Below are 20,276 nucleotides of genomic sequence, written 5' to 3'. Positions count from 1 at the left end.
TTTCACCACAGATTACACAGATTATCTCAAGTTATTTTACATACCTTCTGATGCCGTTCTGTAAGTTTTCTGTGTTGAAGTTAATTAGTAATCCTAAATGAATGTTTGATAATTTCAAGTAAGTCAATAACTGTGCAGTATGTATCGGTAACAGATTTTCTACGGATTTCAGCTCAACCATCACTTTATTTTCTACTAAAATGTCTATTCTGTATGTATTAGGCAGGAGGATTCCGTTATAATTGATACCAAGTTCTTTTTGTCTTTCGTAACGTAATCCGCTTTTTTCTAACTCATAGCATAGGCAAGTTTCGTATGTACTTTCCAATAAGCCCGGACCTAATGCTTTGTGTACTTTGTATGCACAGCCTATGATGTCGTATGATATTTTGTTTAATTCTGGGGTTGTCATGAAATATAAGTTGAAATGATAATAGGTGAAATCTGTGTAATCTGTGGTGAAGAGAATCTATCCGAACAGCTCACGGAAAGCTTCTTCCACTTTTCTCACCGGTATTAGCTGAATATGAATCTTCGTACGGTCCAGTCCCTGCAAGTTATGTTTCGGAATGAGCATACGCTTGAAACCCAGCTTCTCCGCCTCACCGATGCGCTGTTCGATGCGGTTTACCGGACGGATTTCACCGCTAAGCCCCACTTCGCCCGCCATACAGACTCCCGGCTCTATCTCAGCATCCATGTTGCTGGAAAGAATGGCACTGATAACGGCGAGGTCGATAGCCGGGTCGTTCACCTTCAGACCTCCCGCAATGTTCAGAAATACGTCTTTTTGCGCCAGCTTGAATCCTACACGCTTTTCGAGTACCGCCAGCAGCATGTTCATGCGGCGCAGGTCGAAACCCGTAGCAGAGCGTTGAGGCATTCCGTAAGCAGCGGTGCTGACCAGTGCCTGCACCTCGATTAGGAACGGACGGATGCCCTCTACCGCGCAGGCGATGGCTACCCCGCTCATGCCCTCATGGTCTTGTGTCAGCAGCAGTTCCGAAGGATTGCTTACCTGACGCAAACCGTCTTGCCGCATTTCGTAAATGCCCAGTTCGGCAGTGCTCCCGAAACGGTTCTTGATGCTGCGCAAGATGCGGTACATGTAATGCTGGTCGCCTTCAAACTGAAGCACCGTGTCTACGATATGCTCCAATACTTTCGGTCCTGCAATGCTCCCTTCTTTGTTGATATGCCCGATGAGGATGACGGGAGTGCCCGTTTCTTTGGCAAATTTCAGGATGGCCGCCGAACACTCACGCACTTGTACGATGCTACCCGGCGACGAGTCGATGTTTTCAGTGGAAATGGTCTGGATGGAGTCGATGACCACCAAGTCGGGCGCAGTGTTTTTGATATGGGTAAAGATTTGTTCCAGCGAAGTCTCGCAGGCGATAAGCAGATTACCCGATTCGGGATGCGGAATACGGTCGGCACGCAGTTTCAGCTGGCGTGCGCTTTCCTCGCCCGACACATACAGGATTTTTTGATTCGACAACCGTAACACGGTTTGCAGTACGAGCGTTGATTTACCGATGCCCGGTTCGCCGCCGATTAAGGTAAGAGACCCTTGCACCAGTCCGCCTCCCAACACGCGGTTCAATTCATCGTCCTGCATGTCGATACGTTGCTCATCACTCGATATGATTTCTTTCAGATATTGAGGTTTCGAGCGTACCGACTCTATTCCGTGAGCCACGTGTTTGGCTACGGGCGTTTCTTTGCGTACCACTTCTTCTACAAATGTATTCCACTGTCCGCACGAAGGACATTTTCCCACCCACTTCGGTGATTCCTGTCCGCAGTTGGTACATACGTACACGGTTTTCTCTTTACCCATACTATTTATTTTGCTTTTATGAATGCTCCTTTCTGATACAAAGGTACGAAAATAAGGTTATATTTTTTTATGTTCCCCGAAATTATCCCGTTCCATGAAAGAGAGGACTAATAAAAATGTTTCTTATGTTGTTACAAATGTTGCAAGTACACAAAATTACACGTTGATGCAACATTCTTTTTATTTGTTTATGTCTGTAAGTAATACATTTGCAATGCTCAATCAGAATAAAGATTGATAAAACAAATGTTTAACAATTTAAATTTAATATGTAATGAAAGGCATGAAAAGAACATTCCTTTTTACACTTTTCCTTATAGGATTATGTGTATCGGTGCAAGCCCAAAACTTACAGGTAAGTGGAACAGTGATTGCTAAATCAGACGGACTGCCGGTTATCGGTGCTTCTGTCGTTGAAGTGGGCAACAATACCAATGGTATCATAACCGACTTCGATGGAAACTTTACGCTAACGGTTAAAGAAGGAGCGGAAATCTCCATTTCTTATGTAGGGTGTAAGACTCAAACCCTGAAAGCGCAAAAAGTAATGAAGATTGTTTTGGAAGAAGATTCCGAAATGTTGGATGAAGTGGTGGTAACGGGTTATCAAACCCAACGTAAAGCCGATTTGACCGGTTCGGTAGCGGTAGTCTCTACGGAGGAGTTAAAGACCAGTCCGGACATGGATCCGATGAGGGCTTTGCAAGGTAAAGTTCCGGGTATGACTATCACCACAAATGGTTCTCCTATCGGTACCGGTACGGTGCGTATCCGTGGTATTGGTTCATTCAATTCTTCACAAGACCCGTTGTATGTAATCGATGGTGTACCTACAAATCAGGCTTTAAACTCTTTGAACGCGAATGATATTGAAAGTATGCAGGTATTGAAAGATGCTGCTTCGGCTTCTATTTACGGTTCGCGTGCTTCGAATGGTGTCATCATTATTACTACAAAGAAAGGTAAGAAAGGAGATAAGATTAAGGTAGACTTCTCGGCTAATCTGACGGCACAGTTTTATACATCGCAATCGTTTATGAAATTGTTGAACTCTGCTGAATATGCTACAGCGATGGCACAGGCAGCATTGAATGACGGACTTGACCCGGTGACTTACGCAGGCAATTACGGTTTAAACCTGAACGCTGCTACAGGAACTCCGATTACTGTATGGAATCCGGCTACCAGCAGTTATGTTAATTACACGGTCAATGGGTTATATGACGGATATATCAACAGCAAGAAAACGATGCGCTACTCGGATACCGATTGGCTTGACGAAATTTCACGCACAGGTTTTGCCCAAACATACGATTTGTCTTTATCGCACGCCACAGACAAACATTCAACAATGTTTTCATTAGGTTATAAAAAGAATAATGGTATATTGAATTATACAAGTTTTGAGAACTTCTCAGCTCGTATGAACTCCTCGTACAATATTAATAAATATGTGTCTGTAGGCGAAAACTTTACGGTTACTTATTCTAAACAAGTTGATTGCGCCCCAATGGAAAACGCATTGAAGATGGCTCCTACTGTACCGGTTTATGAAGAAGATGGAGTTACGTTTGCCGGACCTGTGGGAGGTATGAGCGACCGTCAGAATCCGGTGCGCGAACAATACGATAACCGCAACAACCATTTGGATTACTGGCGTCTGTTTGGTAATGCTTACGTTGAAATCAAACCGATAAAAGGATTGACTTTGCGTTCTAATTTTGGCTTGGACACGTATTTGTCATTCATCAACTCGATGACTCCTACGTTCCATTCGGATATTGTGAACAATGATATTGCTAAGACCAATTTGTCGCATCGGAATCAGGTGAATTGGACGTGGTCGAATACAGCAAACTATAATTTCAAGGTAGCAGACAAACACGATATCACAGTCTTGCTCGGTGCTGAAATGTCGAAAGAAAGCACGGTTGATTTTACGGCTTATTCAGAAGGCTATGCATTGGAAGATCCTGATTATATGTGGCCGAATGCCGCTACCGGTTCGATGAGAAACAGTGGTGCTAAGTTTGGTTACCGTTTGGCTTCTTTCTTCGGAAAGGTGGATTATAATTATGACGATTTGATTTTGGCTTCATTTACAATCCGTCGTGATGGTTCTTCCCGTTTTGGTAGAGATAACCGCTGGGGTACTTTCCCGGCAGCAACGTTGGGTTTCCGTATTTCTAAATTGTTGGAAAAAGATTGGATGGATGACTGGAAGATTCGCCTTTCTTGGGGTGAGACCGGTAACCAAGCCATCGATAATAATGCGCAATTTGGTTTGTACACTGTAGATTATGGTTTGGATCGTGTAACTTCTACTGCTTACGATTTGTTCTTGCAAGGCTCGGGCACGTTCCCCTCTGGTTATCGCGCCACTCAGCTTGCCAATCCGAACTTGAAATGGGAATCGGCTACGCAATACAATATAGGTACTGACTTTACACTCCTTCACGGAAGCCTGTATGGGTCTATTGACGGATATATCAAGGATGTAGATGATATGTTGATAACTCCTTCTTATTTAGGTGCGATCGGAGAAGGCGGTGCTTCTTGGTTGAATGGTCCTTCGTTGCGTAACTGGGGTATGGAGTTTGCTTTGGGCTACCGTACGAATCTTGCTTGTGGGTTAGGAATGGATATTAGCGCAAACGCTGACTTCTTCCGTAACAAGGTGACTTATTTGCCATCGTCTACTACCGGTTCATACGCCCATACCTCTAAGGAAAACTTAGTACAGTCGGGTATGCCATACGGTTCAATTGTAGGATATGTGGTAGAGGGCTTGTTCCAAACTCAAGCGGAAGTAGATGCGTCGGGACAGCCTAACGCACGTGTAGGAGGATTAAAGTATGCTGATTTGGATAAGAATGGTGTGATTAATGCAGATGATCAAGATTGGGTTTACAATCCGGTTCCCAAATTCTCATACGGACTTAATATTGCTTTGAATTATAAGAACTTCGACCTCAGCATGTTTTGGCAAGGCGTTTGCGACAAGGATGTTTATAACAACCAGAAATTCCAGACCGATTTTTGGAGTGTGACGGATGCCGGTTCTAACAAAGGTAATCGTTTGTTGAATGCTTGGAATACCAACAATACCGGTTCAACGATTCCGATGCTGACCACCTCAAACACGGCAGACGAAGGACGCGCTTCAAGTTACTTCGTTGAAAACGGTTCTTACCTGAAACTGCGTACTTTGCAGTTGGGCTACAATGTTCCGGATATGTTCCTGTCTAAGTTTAAGATGAGTAGTGCCCGTATCTATGTATCAGGACAGAACTTGCTGACCATCAAGAGCAAGAGCTTGACTTGCCCTGACCCTGAAAATCCGGATTGGAATTATCCGTTGGCTACATCGGTTTCATTTGGTTTACAAATAGGTTTCTAATTTAAATTAATGAGGATTTTGTCATGAAAAAAATATATACATACGTTTTTGCCTGTGCTTTAGGATTAGGTTTTACAGGCTGTAATGATTTCTTGGATTACAACCCTACCGCAGTGGTAGACGAAGACAAAGCGTTTGCAGAACCGGAATCTATGGTTAATGCTGCATACGCTATGCTGGGAGACTGCTGGTACACTTACCCGTTCAACCTGTTCCCGTATGGCGACATTACGTCCGACGATTGCTTGAAAGGTGGATCGGGTAGTACCGACACCGGTTATCATGCCTTTGATATTTGGACAACCTTGACTCCTACCACTCCGGGCGAGATGGATGAATTATGGTATCGCTTGTACTGTGCTATATCACGTTGTAACCGTGCGTTGGTTTCTTTGGAGCAGAACGGCGTTTCCGCATTGGGAGAAGAAACCACTAACCAGCGTGTGGCAGAAGTCAGATTCTTGCGCGGACATTTCTATTATAAACTGCTCACTGTTTTCCGTAAAATTCCGTGGATTGACGAAGAGGTGTATAAGAACCAAACATTCGAACAGGTTCGCAATGATGCCCTTACTTATGAAGAACTGTTCCAGAATGTGATTGATGATTTTCAAGCTGCTTATGACGTGTTGCCGGAAAAAGGACCCGGTGAAGACGGACGTGCCAATAAGATTGCGGCAGCAGCCTATTTGGCTAAGTGTTATTTGAATTTGGCTTGGGGTGATGGGTATGAAGCTACTACCGGCGTAAACCATATCAATAATGAATATATGCAGAAGGTAGTAGACTATACTGATGATGTAATAAACTCGCAATACGGTTACATGGAAGATTTCGGCGACATATTCCTTCCTGAATATAAGAACAGCAAAGAATCGGTATTTGCCGTTCAAACTTCCGATTACGAAGATGATAATACTACTTACGGACGCGCCAACTGGTCGAATACATTGAACGGCTGCTGGGGAATGTGGTCTTGTGGATGGGATTTCCATAAACCTTCTCAGAACTTGGTGAACGCATTCAAGACGAAAAACGGTCTGCCGATGTTCGATGACTATAACGATGAAATCGATTATCCGATTAATGGTCAGCCTACCGACCAGAAATGGGATCCGCGTTTGTTCCATACTGTCGGGATGCCTACATTCCCTTACAAATATGAAGAACAATACATGATGACTACCGGCAACTCGCGTACACCGAGCGAGTACGGTTTCTACACATCTTTGAAAGAAGTCCCGCAACGTTCGCAAGGCGAAACTTTCAATGGCTCTTGGCAGGCTTTTGCAATGAACGATTATGTGTTCCGCTATACGGATGTGATGTTGATGCGCGCCGAAGCATTGATTGAGTTGAACCGTTTGGATGAGGCTGAAGATATTGTAAACGATATCCGTAGCCGTGCAGCCAATTCTGTCAGCAAGCATATAGCGTATGCCGCCGACCAGTGTGAAATAGCCCTTTATCCTGCCGGATATTTTTCAGACAAAGAAACAGCACGTAAGTGTTTGCGCTGGGAACGGCGTTTGGAAATGGCTATGGAAAACGGACGTTATTTCGACCTGCGCCGTTGGGGCATAGCTTCTCAAACGCTGAATGCTTATTTTGAAAGCGAACAAAAGTCGGTATATACGTATGTAAACCAATCTGGTGAAACCGTAAACCAAACCTACGGGTTGTATTATAAGGATGCCCATTATACGGCAGGGAAGAATGAATTTTTCCCGATACCTTACAATCAGATGTTCTACATCCCCGGGTTGTACACCCAAAACAAGGGATATGAATAATCGAAGTATGGTTTTATATCAAACTAAAAATTGCATATTAAACAGAGCTTGCTTAAATTTGACAATCGAACTATAAACAAGAAACAAAGCAACGGGTTTGCCTTGTAAAACGCTACGGTTAGTTTTTTAATTTTATGCGGATGAATTTCTCGGTTCTACCCGAAGGATTTATTTACACTTCGGGTAGAATTTTTCAAACGCTGGAATGAGGTTTGAACCAGGTTTAGGCAGGCTTTGTAATTTATTAATCTTTAAGACCTTAAAACATGATTGAGTTAAAGAAAAAGAGCATTGTAAATACCATGAAAGCGGCATGTTTGTGTTCGTTGATTGGTTGGGGCGCGATGGCGAATGCTGCGGAGTCGTCCGTGTCTGTCCGTCATTTGGCAAACGAGCAGAATATTGTTTTTGTTAAAGGAGCCAAGAAATACCTGTTGTTGCCCGTGCAAGATAATGCACCCGAGAGCAAGGTTTGCATAGTAGTGGATAACCGGCAGCAGGGAGTTGTGGCCAATGTACGTTTGGCACGCGATCAGGTAGATTATTATATACCGTTCGACTTGTCGGCATACGAGGGAAAAGACATTTCCGTCGATATTCAAGGGATGCCCGAATCTTCTCTCTGCTGGGAAAAGATGAGCCTTTCAGATACGTTTGATATGACGAACCGTGAGAAATTCCGTCCTGTTTATCACCATACCCCTGCTTACGGCTGGATGAACGACCCGAACGGAATGTTCTATAAAGACGGGGTGTATCATTTGTATTTCCAGCATAATCCTTACGGATCTACGTGGGGAAACATGACGTGGGGACACTCCACGACCACGGATTTGGTGAACTGGAATTATGAAGGACTTGCCATAAAGCCAGATGCGTGGGGAGCTGTTTTCAGTGGTTCGGCTGTGGTAGATTATGACAATACAGCCGGTTTTGGGAAAAACGCGGTGGTAGCTTTTTATACTTCGGCAAAGTCCAGTCCGTGGGGAGATACCCAGTCGCAAAGTATGGCTTATAGCCTTGATAACGGGAAAACATTTGTGAAATATGCGTATAATCCTGTTGTAACTTCCTCTAAGCGTGATTTTCGCGATCCGAAAGTATTTTGGTATGCCCCCGACAAACATTGGGTGATGATTCTTGCCGGCGGTCAGGAAATGGATATTTATTCTTCAAAGAATCTGAAAGATTGGAAATACGAAAGTAGTTTCGGGGCAAAACAAGGTGCTCACGGCGGTGTGTGGGAATGTCCGGATTTGGTCGAGTTGCCCGTAGAAGGTACGAAAGAAAAGAAATGGGTGTTGATTTGTAACATTAACCCCGGCGGTCCTTTCGGAGGAAATGCAGCTCAGTATTTCGTGGGAACGTTTGATGGAAAGAAGTTTGTGAACGAATCGCCTACCCAAACCAAATGGATGGACTGGGGGAAAGACCATTACGCCACGGTAACTTTCAGCAATGCCCCAGGCGGACGTTGCATCGCTTTGGGATGGATGAGCAACTGGCAATACCAGACCGTGCTTCCTACCTTGCAGTACAGAGGCTCGAACACGATAGCCCGCGACCTCACCCTTTACCGTCAAGACGGGGAACTGCTGCTGAGATGTGCTCCCTCACCCGAAATAGAAAAGGCACGGATGCAGAAAGTAAGCGTACCTTCGTTTAAGGTGAGTGACTCGTATGATTTGGCATCGCTGTTAGAAGGTAACGACGGAGCTTATGAAATAGACATGACCATCAAAAACTCGGGTGCATCGAAAATCATGTTTACCCTGTCAAACGACAAAGGGGAAAAGGTGAACATGTATTACGACATCATGCGCAAACAGTTTGTAATGGACAGAAGCGAGAGCGGGAAAGTGGATTTCAGCGTAGATTTCCCTGCCGTGACGGTGGCTCCCGTGTATGACACCGACAATATCCGTCTCCGCCTGTTTGTCGACCGTACCAGCATAGAGGCTTTCGGGGAAGGCGGCAAGTTTGTAATGACTAACCAAGTATTCCCTACGGAACCCTATAACAAGATGTCTTTTGTTTCTGTGCGCGGTAACTTTACCGTCAAGTCGATGGATGTGTATAAATTAGGAAACAACAAATAACGAACGAATAAGTGACGAATTATGACAATAGATAATAAAATAAAGTATGGAAAACTGATTCCCGTGATGCTCTGTTTCTTTGCGATGGGGTTTGTTGACTTGGTGGGAATCGCGTCCAACTATGTGAAAGCCGATTTAGGACTGACAGATTCGGAAGCGAATATATTTCCTTCGCTCGTATTCTTTTGGTTTTTGATATTCTCTGTACCTACGGGAGTATTGATGAATAAAATAGGACGTAAGAAAACAGTATTACTTAGTCTTGTAGTGACATTTGCATCGTTACTGATTCCTATTTTCGGAGACAGCTATGGGGTAATGCTTTGCTCGTTCTCTTTGTTGGGCATCGGTAATGCTCTGATGCAAACTTCGCTTAATCCGTTGTTGAGCAACATTATTTCGGGCGATCGCTTGGCTAGTACTTTGACTTTTGGACAGTTTGTAAAAGCTATCGCTTCGTTTCTTGCTCCTTATTTGGCTATGTGGGGGTCTTTGCAAGCTATCCCCACTTTCGGATTGGGTTGGCGGATGTTATTCCCGATTTATATGGTGATTGCCATCTTTGCAATTTTGTTTCTGTCGGTTACTCCGATTGAGGAAGAAAAAGCTGATAGTGCTTCCGGATTCATGGATTGTTTGAAGCTGTTGGGAAAACCTTTTATACTTTTGTCATTCCTCGGTATTATGTGTCATGTGGGCATTGATGTAGGAACGAATACTACGGCACCTAAAATCCTGATGGAACGTGTGGGTATGACACTGACAGAAGCCGGATTTGCTACCAGTTTGTATTTCATATTCCGTACTTTAGGATGTTTTTCCGGAGCGTTCATCTTACGCGTGATGTCGGCCAAACGATTTTTCCTGATAAGTGTCTGCTGCATGTTATTGGCTATGGTTGGGCTGTTTGCATTCCATTCGCTGGTTATTATCTACGTGTGTATCGCATTGATAGGTTTTGGTAACTCGAATGTATTCTCTATTGTTTTTTCACAAGCTTTGCTCAACAGACCTGATAAGAAAAACGAGGTGTCAGGACTGATGATTATGGGTTTGTTTGGCGGAACAGTATTCCCATTATTTATGGGATTTGCTAGCGATGCTATCGGTCAAGACGGTGCTGTGGCTGTTATGACGGTAGGAGTGATTTACCTTTTGTTTTATACATTGAAAATTAAACATTAAAAAGTAATATTTATGGATAACACTTTTGTAGTTGGAATGGGAGAAGCACTTTGGGACGTGCTTCCGGAAGGAAAGAAAATAGGTGGTGCACCGGCAAATTTTGCATACCATGTATCACAGTTCGGATTAAACAGTTGTGTAGTGAGTGCGGTAGGCGATGATAAACTGGGCATGGAAATATTAGACAATTTCCGTGAAAAGAAACTAAATTGCATGATTGAAACCGTGCCTTACCCAACCGGAACGGTTCAGGTAGAACTTGATGCCGAGGGAGTACCGTGTTACGACATCAAAGAAGGGGTGGCGTGGGACAATATACCATACACTCCGGCACTGGAGGGGTTGGCACGCCAGACTCGTTCGGTATGTTTCGGTTCATTGGCACAACGAAGTGTGGTGTCTCGCGAAACTATCAACCGCTTTTTGAGCGCAATGCCCGATGGTGAAGGCCAATACAAGATTTTCGATGTAAATCTGCGTCAAGGTTTTTATACGAAAGAAATTCTTTGTAACTCCATGAGGCAATGCAATATATTAAAAATCAACGATGAAGAGTTAGTAACCATCAGCCGTATGTTTGGTTATCCGGGTATTGATTTGCAAGACAAATGTTGGATTCTGTTGGCAAAATATAACCTTAAAATGTTAATTCTTACTTGTGGCGTGAACGGAAGTTATGTGTTTACTCCTGGAGAAATTTCGTTTGTAGAAACCCCGAAAGTAGAAGTTGCCGATACGGTAGGGGCGGGAGATTCATTTACTGCTACGTTTGTGGCCGCTATTCTGTTAGGGAAACCGGTGAGTGAGGCACACAAACTGGCTGTAGAAGTTTCGGCATACGTTTGTACCCAAAACGGTGCAATGCCCGAATTACCGGTTTATCTGAAAAGCAGAATTAAATGAGCAAGTTAGACATAAATTTTGAATAAAACAGTGCTTGTGGGTACTGAAACAAATAAGAAGCTGTGTCAAAGTGAAATTTGAGACAGCTCTTTTTGTGACTTTTTAATAGGGCATTTATATATGTTTGTATATCTCAGAATATTTAATTAGTTTTGCAATAACTTGTTAACCGTCCTGCAGGTAGGTCGGATTGTTTTTTATTGAGTATATACCATAACATTTATACAGGATGAGAGAGTATTACCAAAGAAACATTGAGAATCGTTTGATTATTCCTACAAAACTATTCTTACAACGTGAGAAGTCGAGTGGCATTATTTTAGCAGTTTCTGTTATTTTGGCATTGATACTTGCTAATTCACCCTTTCGCGAGAGCTATTTTTCGGTATTGAAGTATCATTTCGGTTTTGTATTCAACGACCAACCGTTCTTCAACTTCAGCGTAGAGCATTGGATTAATGACGGGCTGATGTCGATGTTTTTCTTCGTGATAGGCTTGGAGCTGAAGCGCGAGTTTATCGACGGCGAACTGCGTCATATACGCAAGGTGACCCTGCCCGTGGCGGCAGCCATCTTCGGAATGCTTTTCCCCGCTGCCTTTTATCTGTTATTCAACTTCGGCACTCCCGCAGTGGATGGTTGGGGAGTGCCTATGGCCACAGATATCGCTTTTGCTTTGGCCGTCCTCTATATGCTTGGCGACCGCGTACCGATGTCGGCAAAAGTATTTCTGACCACACTTGCCATCGTGGACGATTTGGGAGCGGTGGTTGTGATTGCCCTTTTCTACACGTCTCATATCTCTTTGTGGAATTTGGCGATCGGTCTGTGTTTCTTGGGCGTGATGTTCCTCGGCAACAGACTTGGAGTGAAAAACATTTGGTTCTACGGTATTCTGGGAATCGGAGGTGTATGGGTAGCGTTTCTGACATCGGGTATCCACGCCACAATCTCTGCCGTTTTAGCAGCTATGGTTATTCCGGCAGACTCACACATCCCCGAAGCTGCATTTATAGCGCGTGCGAAGAAACTTATCCGACAATTTGAGCAAGTTGATTCCGGTGACATAAAGATGTTGAAGCCCGACCAAGTAGAAATCTTGTCGAAAGTCAAGTCCGGCTCATTACAGGCAACCCCTCCGCTCCAACGTCTCGAACACAGTCTTCATCCGTTGGTATCCTTCGTCATTATGCCGGTTTTCGCCCTTGCCAACGCCGGAGTATCGTTTGTCGACATGGATTTGAGTGTACTGAGTGCCAATAATGTAGCTATCGGTGTGCTGGTGGGACTGCTGTTGGGTAAACCCTTAGGAATCATTTTCGCGGTATGGCTGACAGAAACGATGGGAATAGGAAAGCGGTCGCGTTCGATGACGTGGCGTACAGTGGCAGGATTGGGCTTTTTAGCTTCTATCGGATTCACGATGTCAATGTTCGTAACCGTACTTGCTTTTCAGTCGGCCGATAACCACATGCAGGCAAAAGTAGGAATCTTTGCAGCCTCCATCATTGGTGGAATCATCGGATATCAACTGTTGAAAAAGAAATCATAAATAAAAAGAGTCCATGTTATGATATATGCAAATATAAAATCCTGTTATCAATCATTTTTTTGAATGTTTTCTCTGTGTATAGGTAAAACTTTATCCGTATTTTTGTTCCGTTAAAATCTTTGAAAAACAACATGAAGCGGTTGGGATTATTGATTTATATTTTGCTGGGGATTATCTTAGGCATAAAGGCTAATCCGTTTTATGCCGTTCGGCAATTAGGTATGGAGCAGGGATTGTCGAATAACAACGTGGTAGACATCGTGCAAGATAAACGGGGGCGGTTGTGGTTTGCTACCGAAGAGGGGCTGAATCGTTTTGACGGGAGCGGCTTCATCTCTTATTATAAAGAGGAAAAAGGAGGGCTGACGGGAAACGAGTTAAACTGTCTGTTGGATGACCCTGCGGATTCTTTGCTTTGGATAGGAACTCAGCGTGCCGGGTTGAATGTGTATGATTACGCAAACGACCGGTTTACTTATTATCGCCACATTGACGGCGATTCGAACAGTTTGATAACCAACGATATTACCGATATTGTTCCGGCTGCGGATGGGAATATTTGGATTTCTACATATTGGAGTGGAATAGAATATTTCGATAAGCAGAAGAAACAGTTTATACATTATAATCAAGACAACGTTTCAGGACTGGTTAGTAATCAGGTATGGTCGATTCTTGACGGGAAAGACGGTTATTTATATATAGGTCATGTATCCGATGGATTTACAGTGCTTTCTATAAAAGACAGAACGGCACGCAATTATAAAGCGGATTCGGAAAATCCGAATGCCCTGCCGGGAAACGAAGTCAAGTGCGTATGCAAAGACTTGAACGGGAATATTTGGATTGGCACAAACCGGGGATTGGCGCTTTTCGACCCTCAGAGCGGGAAATTTGTTGCTTTCAAAGACCGCGAAGGCAGATTAAACCGGTACGTGTTTGATCTTTGCCAGTTTGCTGACAATAAGTTATGGATAGCGATGGAGTTGGGCGGAATAGCGATACTCGACTTGTCGCAGCGCATGTTTGTTGCTCCGGATAATTTTAAGTTTGAATTTGTTGATGACGGGAATGAGTTTTACGGACTATCCAATTCCAGTATCCGCTGTTTGTATCAAGACTCGTTTAACAATGTCTGGGCAGGAGTATGGGGCGGAAACATTCGTTTCTTCAGCAGTGTTCCCTCTCTTTTCGGTATTTACAACTATTCTCCTTTTCAGGCATCCGATGTCGTGTTGAGCGACCCCGTGGTAATGTCTGTTTGTTGCGACAAGGAAGGTAAGATATGGGTAGGCACCAATGAAGGTTTGAATATATTTCAAAATGGAAAACGCATCGCCACGTTGACAAACACTACGGGCGATTATCGTGTGAATATCGTGCAGTCGTCATTATGCGATTCGAAAGGGCGATTGTGGTTCGGGCTGTTTCGCGGCGGAGTAAATCTGTATGATGAACGTACTCACGTTTTTCGCCAGCTATTTCCGAAAAGCAAGGCAGGAACAGACGTCCGCGAGATTTATGAAGACAATGACCACGTTATCTGGCTTTCTACAAGCAAAGGTATTTATAAGGTAGACGGCGAAACGCTATCTATTATAGAACATTATGAACTGGGACATTCGTTGGTACGAAGCATACGGAAAGACCGGAATGGCAATTTGTGGGTCGGTACGTTTGGCGGCGGATTGGAGGTTTACGATAAGTCGATGAAGCGTATCAGATTATTCGATGTGGAATCGGGATTTCCCTCGAATACAGTGAATCAGGTGTATGAAGACCGTAAACACTGTATGTGGATAGCAACGGGAGAGGGGCTGGTATGCTTTGAGCCGGGCGCATTGGAAGATTATCGGGTGTATCACCGTAAGCATGGTTTAGCCAATGTACACATCCACGCGATAGTGGACGACGGAAAAAACAACATTTGGGTCAGTACGAACCACGGCATTTATTGCCTGCCCGAAACAGCGGATACGTTTTTGTCTTACGATGAATCGTATCACGTTCCGTTAGGTAGTTTCAATAACGGATGTGTGACGGTAGATAAAAGCGGAACGATTTATTTCGGCTCGACTGACGGATTGTGTTATTTTAATCCCGAATATGTTTTGGCTCGCCGTGAGTCTCCCATGCCCGTTATTTCACAGATAAAGATATTTGAACCATTGGAAGACCAGCAGCTTGGCGAGCGGAATATATTTCCGAAACAAGGCGAAACGGTCCGTCTGAAATACGATCAGAATACGTTGGCTGTATCATTTAATGTGCTGAATTATGCGCTGGCAGACCAGGTGGAATATGCCTATATGCTGAAAGGTTTGGAAAGTTCGTGGTATACGGTAGACAAGCCGGACAATGTGGTTTTCCGGAGTCTGCCACCGGGTAATTATGAATTGTTTGTCAAAACAAGGATTCGCAATCAGGAGTGGTCGGATAAAATCGTTTCCTTACCTATCTCAATCGCTTTCCCGTTATGGCTTACATGGTGGGCCAAAACAATTTATGTATTGGTAGCTTTGGGCTTGGCCGTAGGTGCATTGATGTTCTATCGCCGCCGTTTGAACCTGATTTATTTATACGAGTCGGAGAAGCGTAATCGCATTCAGGAGCGGGAACTGACGCAAGAACGCCTGCGGTTTTACACCAACATCACTCACGAGCTGCGCACGCCTCTCACCCTGATATTAGGTCCGTTGGAAGACTTGTTGAAAAGTCATTCATTGGTTCCGAAAGACAAACAGAAGATTTCGGTTATCCATCAGAGTGCTGTCCGTTTATTGAACTTGATTAATCAGTTATTGGAATTCCGTAAAGCGGAAACTCAGAACAGGCAGCTCTGTGTAAGTCAGGGGAATCTGGCTGCCGTGGTTCATGAGATAGGTTTAAAGTATAAAGAGTTGAACCGCAAACCATCTGTCGATATTTTAATAGAAACCGAATCAGACAACATGCAGCTTTTCTTCGACAAGGAAGTGATTACCATCGTGTTGGACAATCTGATTTCAAATGCTTTGAAATACACCGAACAAGGAAAGATTACCCTGATGCTTCGGTGGAAAGAACGAAACGCCAGCAAGTATGCCGAAATCAGCGTGAGCGATACCGGATATGGAATAGACGCTGAGGCACTTCCCCATATCTTCGAACGTTATTATCAGGAGCGGAGCGAACATCAGGCATCGGGGACGGGAATCGGGTTGGCATTGGTAAAAAACTTGGTAAACCTGCATGAAGCACAGATCGAAGTAGAAAGCAAATTAAACGAAGGAAGCATCTTTACGATATTATTACAGGCAGATTACGTTTATCCGCAAGCGTTGCATGGCGAGAATATGGAAAACGAAACGCACGGAGCGGCGGCAGAGGCGGAAGATGTGAAAGAAGAGTCGCAGAATAACAAGCCTATCGTTTTGGTGGTTGAGGATAATGCAGACATAAGCGAGTATATTGCAGAATCTTTGTCTGAGGAGTTTGATGTGCGGATTGCCGAAAACGGGAAAGTCGGATTGCAATCGGCTGTAAAATGGGTCCCGGATATTATCGTGAGCGATGTGATGATGCCCGTAATGGATGGCATAGAAATGTGCCGGAAAATAAAAGATAATATCTGTACATGCCACATCCCGGTTATTCTCTTGACGGCAAAAGATTCATTGTCGGATAAGGAAGCCGGTTATCAATACGGGGCAGACTCTTACATGACGAAGCCTTTCAGTGCATCTTTGCTTCGTACACGCATTCATAACCTGCTGGAGATGAGGCGCAGGTTAGTGGAACGTGTGTCTGGAGCTTCTTCGATGGAGATTAAAAAGACCGTGATAGCCGAAAACTGTTCGAAGCTCGACAATGAATTTTTGGCGAAGCTGACACAGCTGATAGAAGAAAACCTTTCGCAAGAAAAGGTAGACGTGAAATACTTGTCTGATAAACTTTGTATGAGTAGCTCTACGCTGTACCGGAAAATGAAAGCGCTGACCGGACTTTCTACCAATGAGTACGTAAGAAAAGTCAAGATGAGAAATGCCGAAAAACTGTTGTTGGAAGGTAAATATGCGATATCTGATATAGCGTTTATGGTCGGCATGAACAGTACAGGCTATTTCCGCCAATGCTTCAAAGACGAATTTGGCATTTCTCCTTCCGATTATGTGAAACAGTTGAAAGCCCCTTCATCGGATAAGCTCTGTTAAAGCCGGTTAGCCGGACACGGATGCTTATCTCATTCGGTTCAGTGCGGCTTGATACCTTCGGGCGTTAACCTGATGTTCCGCAAGGGTCGCAGCAAAATTGTGGGTGCCTGAGAAATCTTCTTTCGCACACATGTAAAGGTAATTGTGAGGCGCATAGTTCAGTACGCTTTCTATTCCCTCGATGGAAGGAATACGGATAGGTCCCGGCGGAAGCCCCGGATGCTTATACGTGTTATACGCACTTTCCGTTTCCAGATGCTTATACAAGATTCGTTTTAACCCGAAATCCTGCAAGGCAAATTTAACGGTAGGGTCGGCTTGCAGAGGCATCCCGATGCGTAGCCTGTTCAAATACAGTCCGGCTATCGTTGGTTTTTCGGCACGGTTTGCCGTCTCTTCTTCCACGATAGAGGCGAGCGTACTGACTTCGGTGGGAGTGAGCCCGATTTCGGAGGCTTTTGCCCGTCTGTTTTTATCCCAGAATCGCGCATATTCTTTTTGCATTCGGGCAATGAATCCTTGTGCCGTCATGTTCCAATAAACTTCGTATGTGTTAGGAAGGAAAAGCGAAGCTATTGTTTCGCGCGTATAACCTAACGAATCGCAGTACAGACTGTCGGTCAGCAGCGTAGAGATGCTTGCCGAGTCTGCCATGATTTGTCGGGCTACGGTACGTGAGAGTTGACCTATCGTGCGCACACTTGGGACTATCAGTTTTACGGGAGTTTGGTGTCCGTGGCTCAGTAACCGATAAGCGGTAAGCGTATTTTGTTCTGCCGCCAGCCGGTAAGCTCCCGTTCGTACGGTATATCCGTTCAGGCGGATAAGCATCTTAAAACCGGTAAGGGTAGAAGCGTTCAGCTGAGTTTCCAGTTTGACTAAAACCGAATCGGTATTATCGTTTTCGTCTATATAAATAAATGTAGGCTTTGATACGTTGAACGGATGATTAAATAACAGGGCGGTTACGCCGATTCCGCCTCCGGCTATAATCACCAGAAATATGCAGATAAATAAAATCAGTTTTTTATTCTTCATTGTGTTTCGTGAAATTTTGCGGTGCAAAGATAGTTTTTATTCTTCTTCCGCCAAGTATCTTTTCTCCATAACAAAGTTCTGCAGACAGAAAATAGGTAAATCTTTGGCTTTTTCGTCTGTATATACCTTTTTGTCCTCTATTTTGATTTTTTTGTCCACTTCGCGTATGTTCATTTTTCCCTACATTTGCAACAGACAAGCCGCTGTGGGTTTGTCTGCTGCTAATGTGATATGGATTATTTATTTATCAAAAGAAAACTAATAAGTATGAAAAATGCACTTTTAGGTTTGGCGTTTTGTGCCGCAATGCCATTGTTTGCTCAACAGAAAGCTACCGTGGCTATTCATCCCGCCGAGGGAAAACAAGTTATCAATAAGGAAATTTACGGACAGTTTGCCGAGCATCTCGGTACGTGTATTTATGGTGGACTTTGGGTAGGAGAAGATTCACCCATACCTAATGTAAAGGGGTATCGTACGGATGTGTTCGAGGCGTTGAAAAAGCTGAAAGTTCCCGTATTGCGCTGGCCGGGAGGATGTTTTGCCGACGAATATCACTGGATGGACGGTATCGGTCCGCGTGAGAAACGCCCTAAAATGGTAAACAACAACTGGGGTGGTACGGTAGAAGACAACAGTTTTGGTACGCATGAGTTCTTGAATCTGTGTGAAATGTTGGGCTGCGAGCCTTACATCAGCGGAAACGTAGGTAGCGGAACGGTAGAAGAACTTGCCAAATGGGTGGAATACATGACTTCGGAACAAGGAAGCCCGATGGCGAAACTGCGTAAGGAGAACGGACGCGAGAAACCGTGGAAAGTGAAATACCTCGGTGTAGGTAACGAAAGCTGGGGATGCGGCGGAAATATGCTGCCTGAATATTATGCCGATTTGTATCGCCGTTATCAGACTTACTGCCGTAACTACGACGGTAACCAGTTGTTTAAAATAGCCAGCGGTGCGAGCGATTATGATTATCGCTGGACGGAAGTGTTGATGCAGAAGGCAGGTAACCTGATGAACGGACTTTCGCTTCATTACTACACCGTGCCCGGATGGACCGGAAGCAAAGGTTCGGCTACGAAGTTTACTACCGAAGATTATTACTGGACGATGGGCAAATGCCGCGAGATAGAAGACGTGGTGAAACGCCATATTGCTATCATGGATAAGTACGACCCCGAAAAGCGTGTAGGTTTGATGGTAGACGAGTGGGGTACTTGGTGGGACGAAGAACCGGGTACGATTCCGGGACACTTGTACCAGCAGAATACCTTGCGCGACGCATTCGTGGCATCGCTTACGTTGGACATCTTCCATAAGTATACCGACCGTATCAAGATGACGAACATTGCTCAGGTGGCAAACGTACTTCAGGCTATGATTCTGACTAAAGACGACAAGATGGTGCTTACGCCGACTTACCACGTGTTCGAAATGTATAACGTACACCAAGACGCTACTTACCTGCCGCTCGACTTGCAGTGCGAACGCAAAATTGTGCGCGATGACCGCATCGTTCCGTTGGTAAGTGCAACTGCTTCGCGCGACAAAGCAGGTGTTATCCACATCTCTCTGTCGAACATCGACTTGGAAGAATCGCAAGACATCACCCTGACGCTCGACGACGTGAAAGCCAAATCGGTAACGGGACGCATCCTGACCGCCGACCGCATCGATGATTACAACTCGTTCGACAATCCCGACGTGGTAACTCCGAAAACGTTTACGGGTGCGAAGATTACGAAAAACGGTTTGCAAATCAACCTGCCCGCCAAGTCAATCGTGGTTTTGGAAGTGAAATAAAAACTCCAATCGTTTTTCATAGATAAATTGTGGTATTTTTCTTGTTCAGGCGTGGTTTACGTGATTATCCGCAGTCGGTTTGAGTAACCAAAACAGCTGTGTAAATCCCGATAAACCATGCCTGATTTTTTATGCGGATAAGTCAGCCAACTCATGCGGATGCGTTCATCAACACTACCGCATGAGTTGACTGGTTTATCCGCTTGTGTTTTTCGTATGTATTCCTTTTGCTCTTCCAAATGGTTAAATAGAAGATTTAGAGCATAATATATGCTTTTTCTCCGTATCTTTACAAATGTTACCTGAAAAGCGGAGGTTTTATGAAATCTAAAATCGTTGTAATTGTTGCATCCTTTTTGCTTGTTTGTATTTTAATACCGATTATTGTCCGATGTTTGGGAGATAACGGTTTAGATAAATGTATCATGCCGTGGGTGATAGCGGTTTGTATTGTCATGTTATTT

At 44.3% G+C, this 20,276-nt stretch carries 12 protein-coding genes; 8 read left to right on the top strand and 4 right to left on the bottom strand.

Features of this window, described 5'->3' with window-relative positions:
* Window positions 1-31: 31 nt before the first annotated feature.
* Window positions 32-412, bottom strand: coding sequence for a GxxExxY protein (locus tag H9626_RS05490; protein WP_191709807.1), 381 nt, complete (start codon window positions 410-412; stop codon window positions 32-34).
* Between the two features lie 57 nt (window positions 413-469).
* Window positions 470-1,843, bottom strand: coding sequence for a DNA repair protein RadA (gene radA / locus H9626_RS05485; RefSeq protein ID WP_191709806.1), 1,374 nt, complete (start codon window positions 1,841-1,843; stop codon window positions 470-472).
* A 274-nt stretch (window positions 1,844-2,117) separates the two neighbouring features.
* On the opposite strand from radA, the gene H9626_RS05480 reads away from it, so the two are divergent.
* From H9626_RS05480 to H9626_RS05450, 7 genes are all read left to right on the top strand, one after another.
* Window positions 2,118-5,243, top strand: a complete 3,126-nt coding sequence (locus H9626_RS05480; RefSeq protein ID WP_191709805.1) for a SusC/RagA family TonB-linked outer membrane protein — start codon at window positions 2,118-2,120, stop codon at window positions 5,241-5,243.
* A gap of 23 nt (window positions 5,244-5,266) precedes the next feature.
* Window positions 5,267-7,036, top strand: a complete 1,770-nt coding sequence (locus H9626_RS05475; RefSeq protein WP_191709804.1) for a RagB/SusD family nutrient uptake outer membrane protein — start codon at window positions 5,267-5,269, stop codon at window positions 7,034-7,036.
* A 344-nt stretch (window positions 7,037-7,380) separates the two neighbouring features.
* Window positions 7,381-9,135, top strand: coding sequence for a glycoside hydrolase family 32 protein (locus H9626_RS05470; RefSeq protein ID WP_225230896.1), 1,755 nt, complete (start codon window positions 7,381-7,383; stop codon window positions 9,133-9,135).
* A gap of 21 nt (window positions 9,136-9,156) precedes the next feature.
* Window positions 9,157-10,320 (top strand): MFS transporter, encoded by a 1,164-nt coding sequence (locus tag H9626_RS05465; protein ID WP_191709802.1) that lies wholly within the window; start codon window positions 9,157-9,159, stop codon window positions 10,318-10,320.
* A 12-nt stretch (window positions 10,321-10,332) separates the two neighbouring features.
* The gene (locus H9626_RS05460) at window positions 10,333-11,223 is read left to right on the top strand and encodes a carbohydrate kinase family protein (protein ID WP_191709801.1); all 891 of its coding nucleotides are present in this window, start codon (window positions 10,333-10,335) and stop codon (window positions 11,221-11,223) included.
* Window positions 11,224-11,452: 229 nt separating this feature from the next.
* Window positions 11,453-12,775, top strand: a complete 1,323-nt coding sequence (nhaA, locus tag H9626_RS05455) for a Na+/H+ antiporter NhaA (protein WP_178255894.1) — start codon at window positions 11,453-11,455, stop codon at window positions 12,773-12,775.
* Between the two features lie 131 nt (window positions 12,776-12,906).
* Window positions 12,907-16,968 carry a hybrid sensor histidine kinase/response regulator transcription factor gene (locus H9626_RS05450; RefSeq protein ID WP_191709874.1) on the top strand — a complete coding sequence of 1,354 codons (4,062 nt, stop codon included), beginning with the start codon at window positions 12,907-12,909 and terminating at the stop codon, window positions 16,966-16,968.
* Window positions 16,969-16,992: 24 nt separating this feature from the next.
* On the opposite strand, the gene mltG is transcribed toward H9626_RS05450, so the two are convergent.
* Entirely contained in the window at window positions 16,993-18,006 is a 1,014-nt protein-coding gene (gene mltG, locus H9626_RS05445) for an endolytic transglycosylase MltG (RefSeq protein ID WP_191709800.1), read from the bottom strand.
* A 36-nt stretch (window positions 18,007-18,042) separates the two neighbouring features.
* Window positions 18,043-18,180, bottom strand: a complete 138-nt coding sequence (locus H9626_RS05440) for a hypothetical protein (protein WP_191709799.1) — start codon at window positions 18,178-18,180, stop codon at window positions 18,043-18,045.
* A 93-nt stretch (window positions 18,181-18,273) separates the two neighbouring features.
* On the opposite strand from H9626_RS05440, the gene H9626_RS05435 reads away from it, so the two are divergent.
* Window positions 18,274-19,812, top strand: coding sequence for an alpha-N-arabinofuranosidase (locus tag H9626_RS05435; protein ID WP_178255892.1), 1,539 nt, complete (start codon window positions 18,274-18,276; stop codon window positions 19,810-19,812).
* The last annotated feature ends 464 nt before the right edge of the window (window positions 19,813-20,276 follow it).

It is taken from the genome of Phocaeicola faecium (assembly GCF_014837055.1).
Classification (GTDB): Bacteria; Bacteroidota; Bacteroidia; order Bacteroidales; family Bacteroidaceae; genus Phocaeicola; species Phocaeicola gallinarum.
Note: the sequence above shows the minus strand (reverse complement) of the source record. Positions and strands in the feature narration are given on the sequence as shown.

Coding starts and splice junctions, on each gene's coding strand:
- H9626_RS05470 (WP_225230896.1), top strand. CDS start 7,381: ATGGCGAATGCTGCGGAGTCGTCCGTGTCTGTCCGTCATTTGGCAAAC.
- H9626_RS05465 (WP_191709802.1), top strand. CDS start 9,157: ATGACAATAGATAATAAAATAAAGTATGGAAAACTGATTCCCGTGATG.
- H9626_RS05440 (WP_191709799.1), bottom strand. CDS start 18,180: ATGAACATACGCGAAGTGGACAAAAAAATCAAAATAGAGGACAAAAAG.
- H9626_RS05450 (WP_191709874.1), top strand. CDS start 12,907: ATGAAGCGGTTGGGATTATTGATTTATATTTTGCTGGGGATTATCTTA.
- nhaA (WP_178255894.1), top strand. CDS start 11,453: ATGAGAGAGTATTACCAAAGAAACATTGAGAATCGTTTGATTATTCCT.
- radA (WP_191709806.1), bottom strand. CDS start 1,843: ATGGGTAAAGAGAAAACCGTGTACGTATGTACCAACTGCGGACAGGAA.
- H9626_RS05435 (WP_178255892.1), top strand. CDS start 18,274: ATGAAAAATGCACTTTTAGGTTTGGCGTTTTGTGCCGCAATGCCATTG.
- H9626_RS05475 (WP_191709804.1), top strand. CDS start 5,267: ATGAAAAAAATATATACATACGTTTTTGCCTGTGCTTTAGGATTAGGT.
- H9626_RS05490 (WP_191709807.1), bottom strand. CDS start 412: ATGACAACCCCAGAATTAAACAAAATATCATACGACATCATAGGCTGT.
- mltG (WP_191709800.1), bottom strand. CDS start 18,006: ATGAAGAATAAAAAACTGATTTTATTTATCTGCATATTTCTGGTGATT.
- H9626_RS05460 (WP_191709801.1), top strand. CDS start 10,333: ATGGATAACACTTTTGTAGTTGGAATGGGAGAAGCACTTTGGGACGTG.
- H9626_RS05480 (WP_191709805.1), top strand. CDS start 2,118: ATGAAAGGCATGAAAAGAACATTCCTTTTTACACTTTTCCTTATAGGA.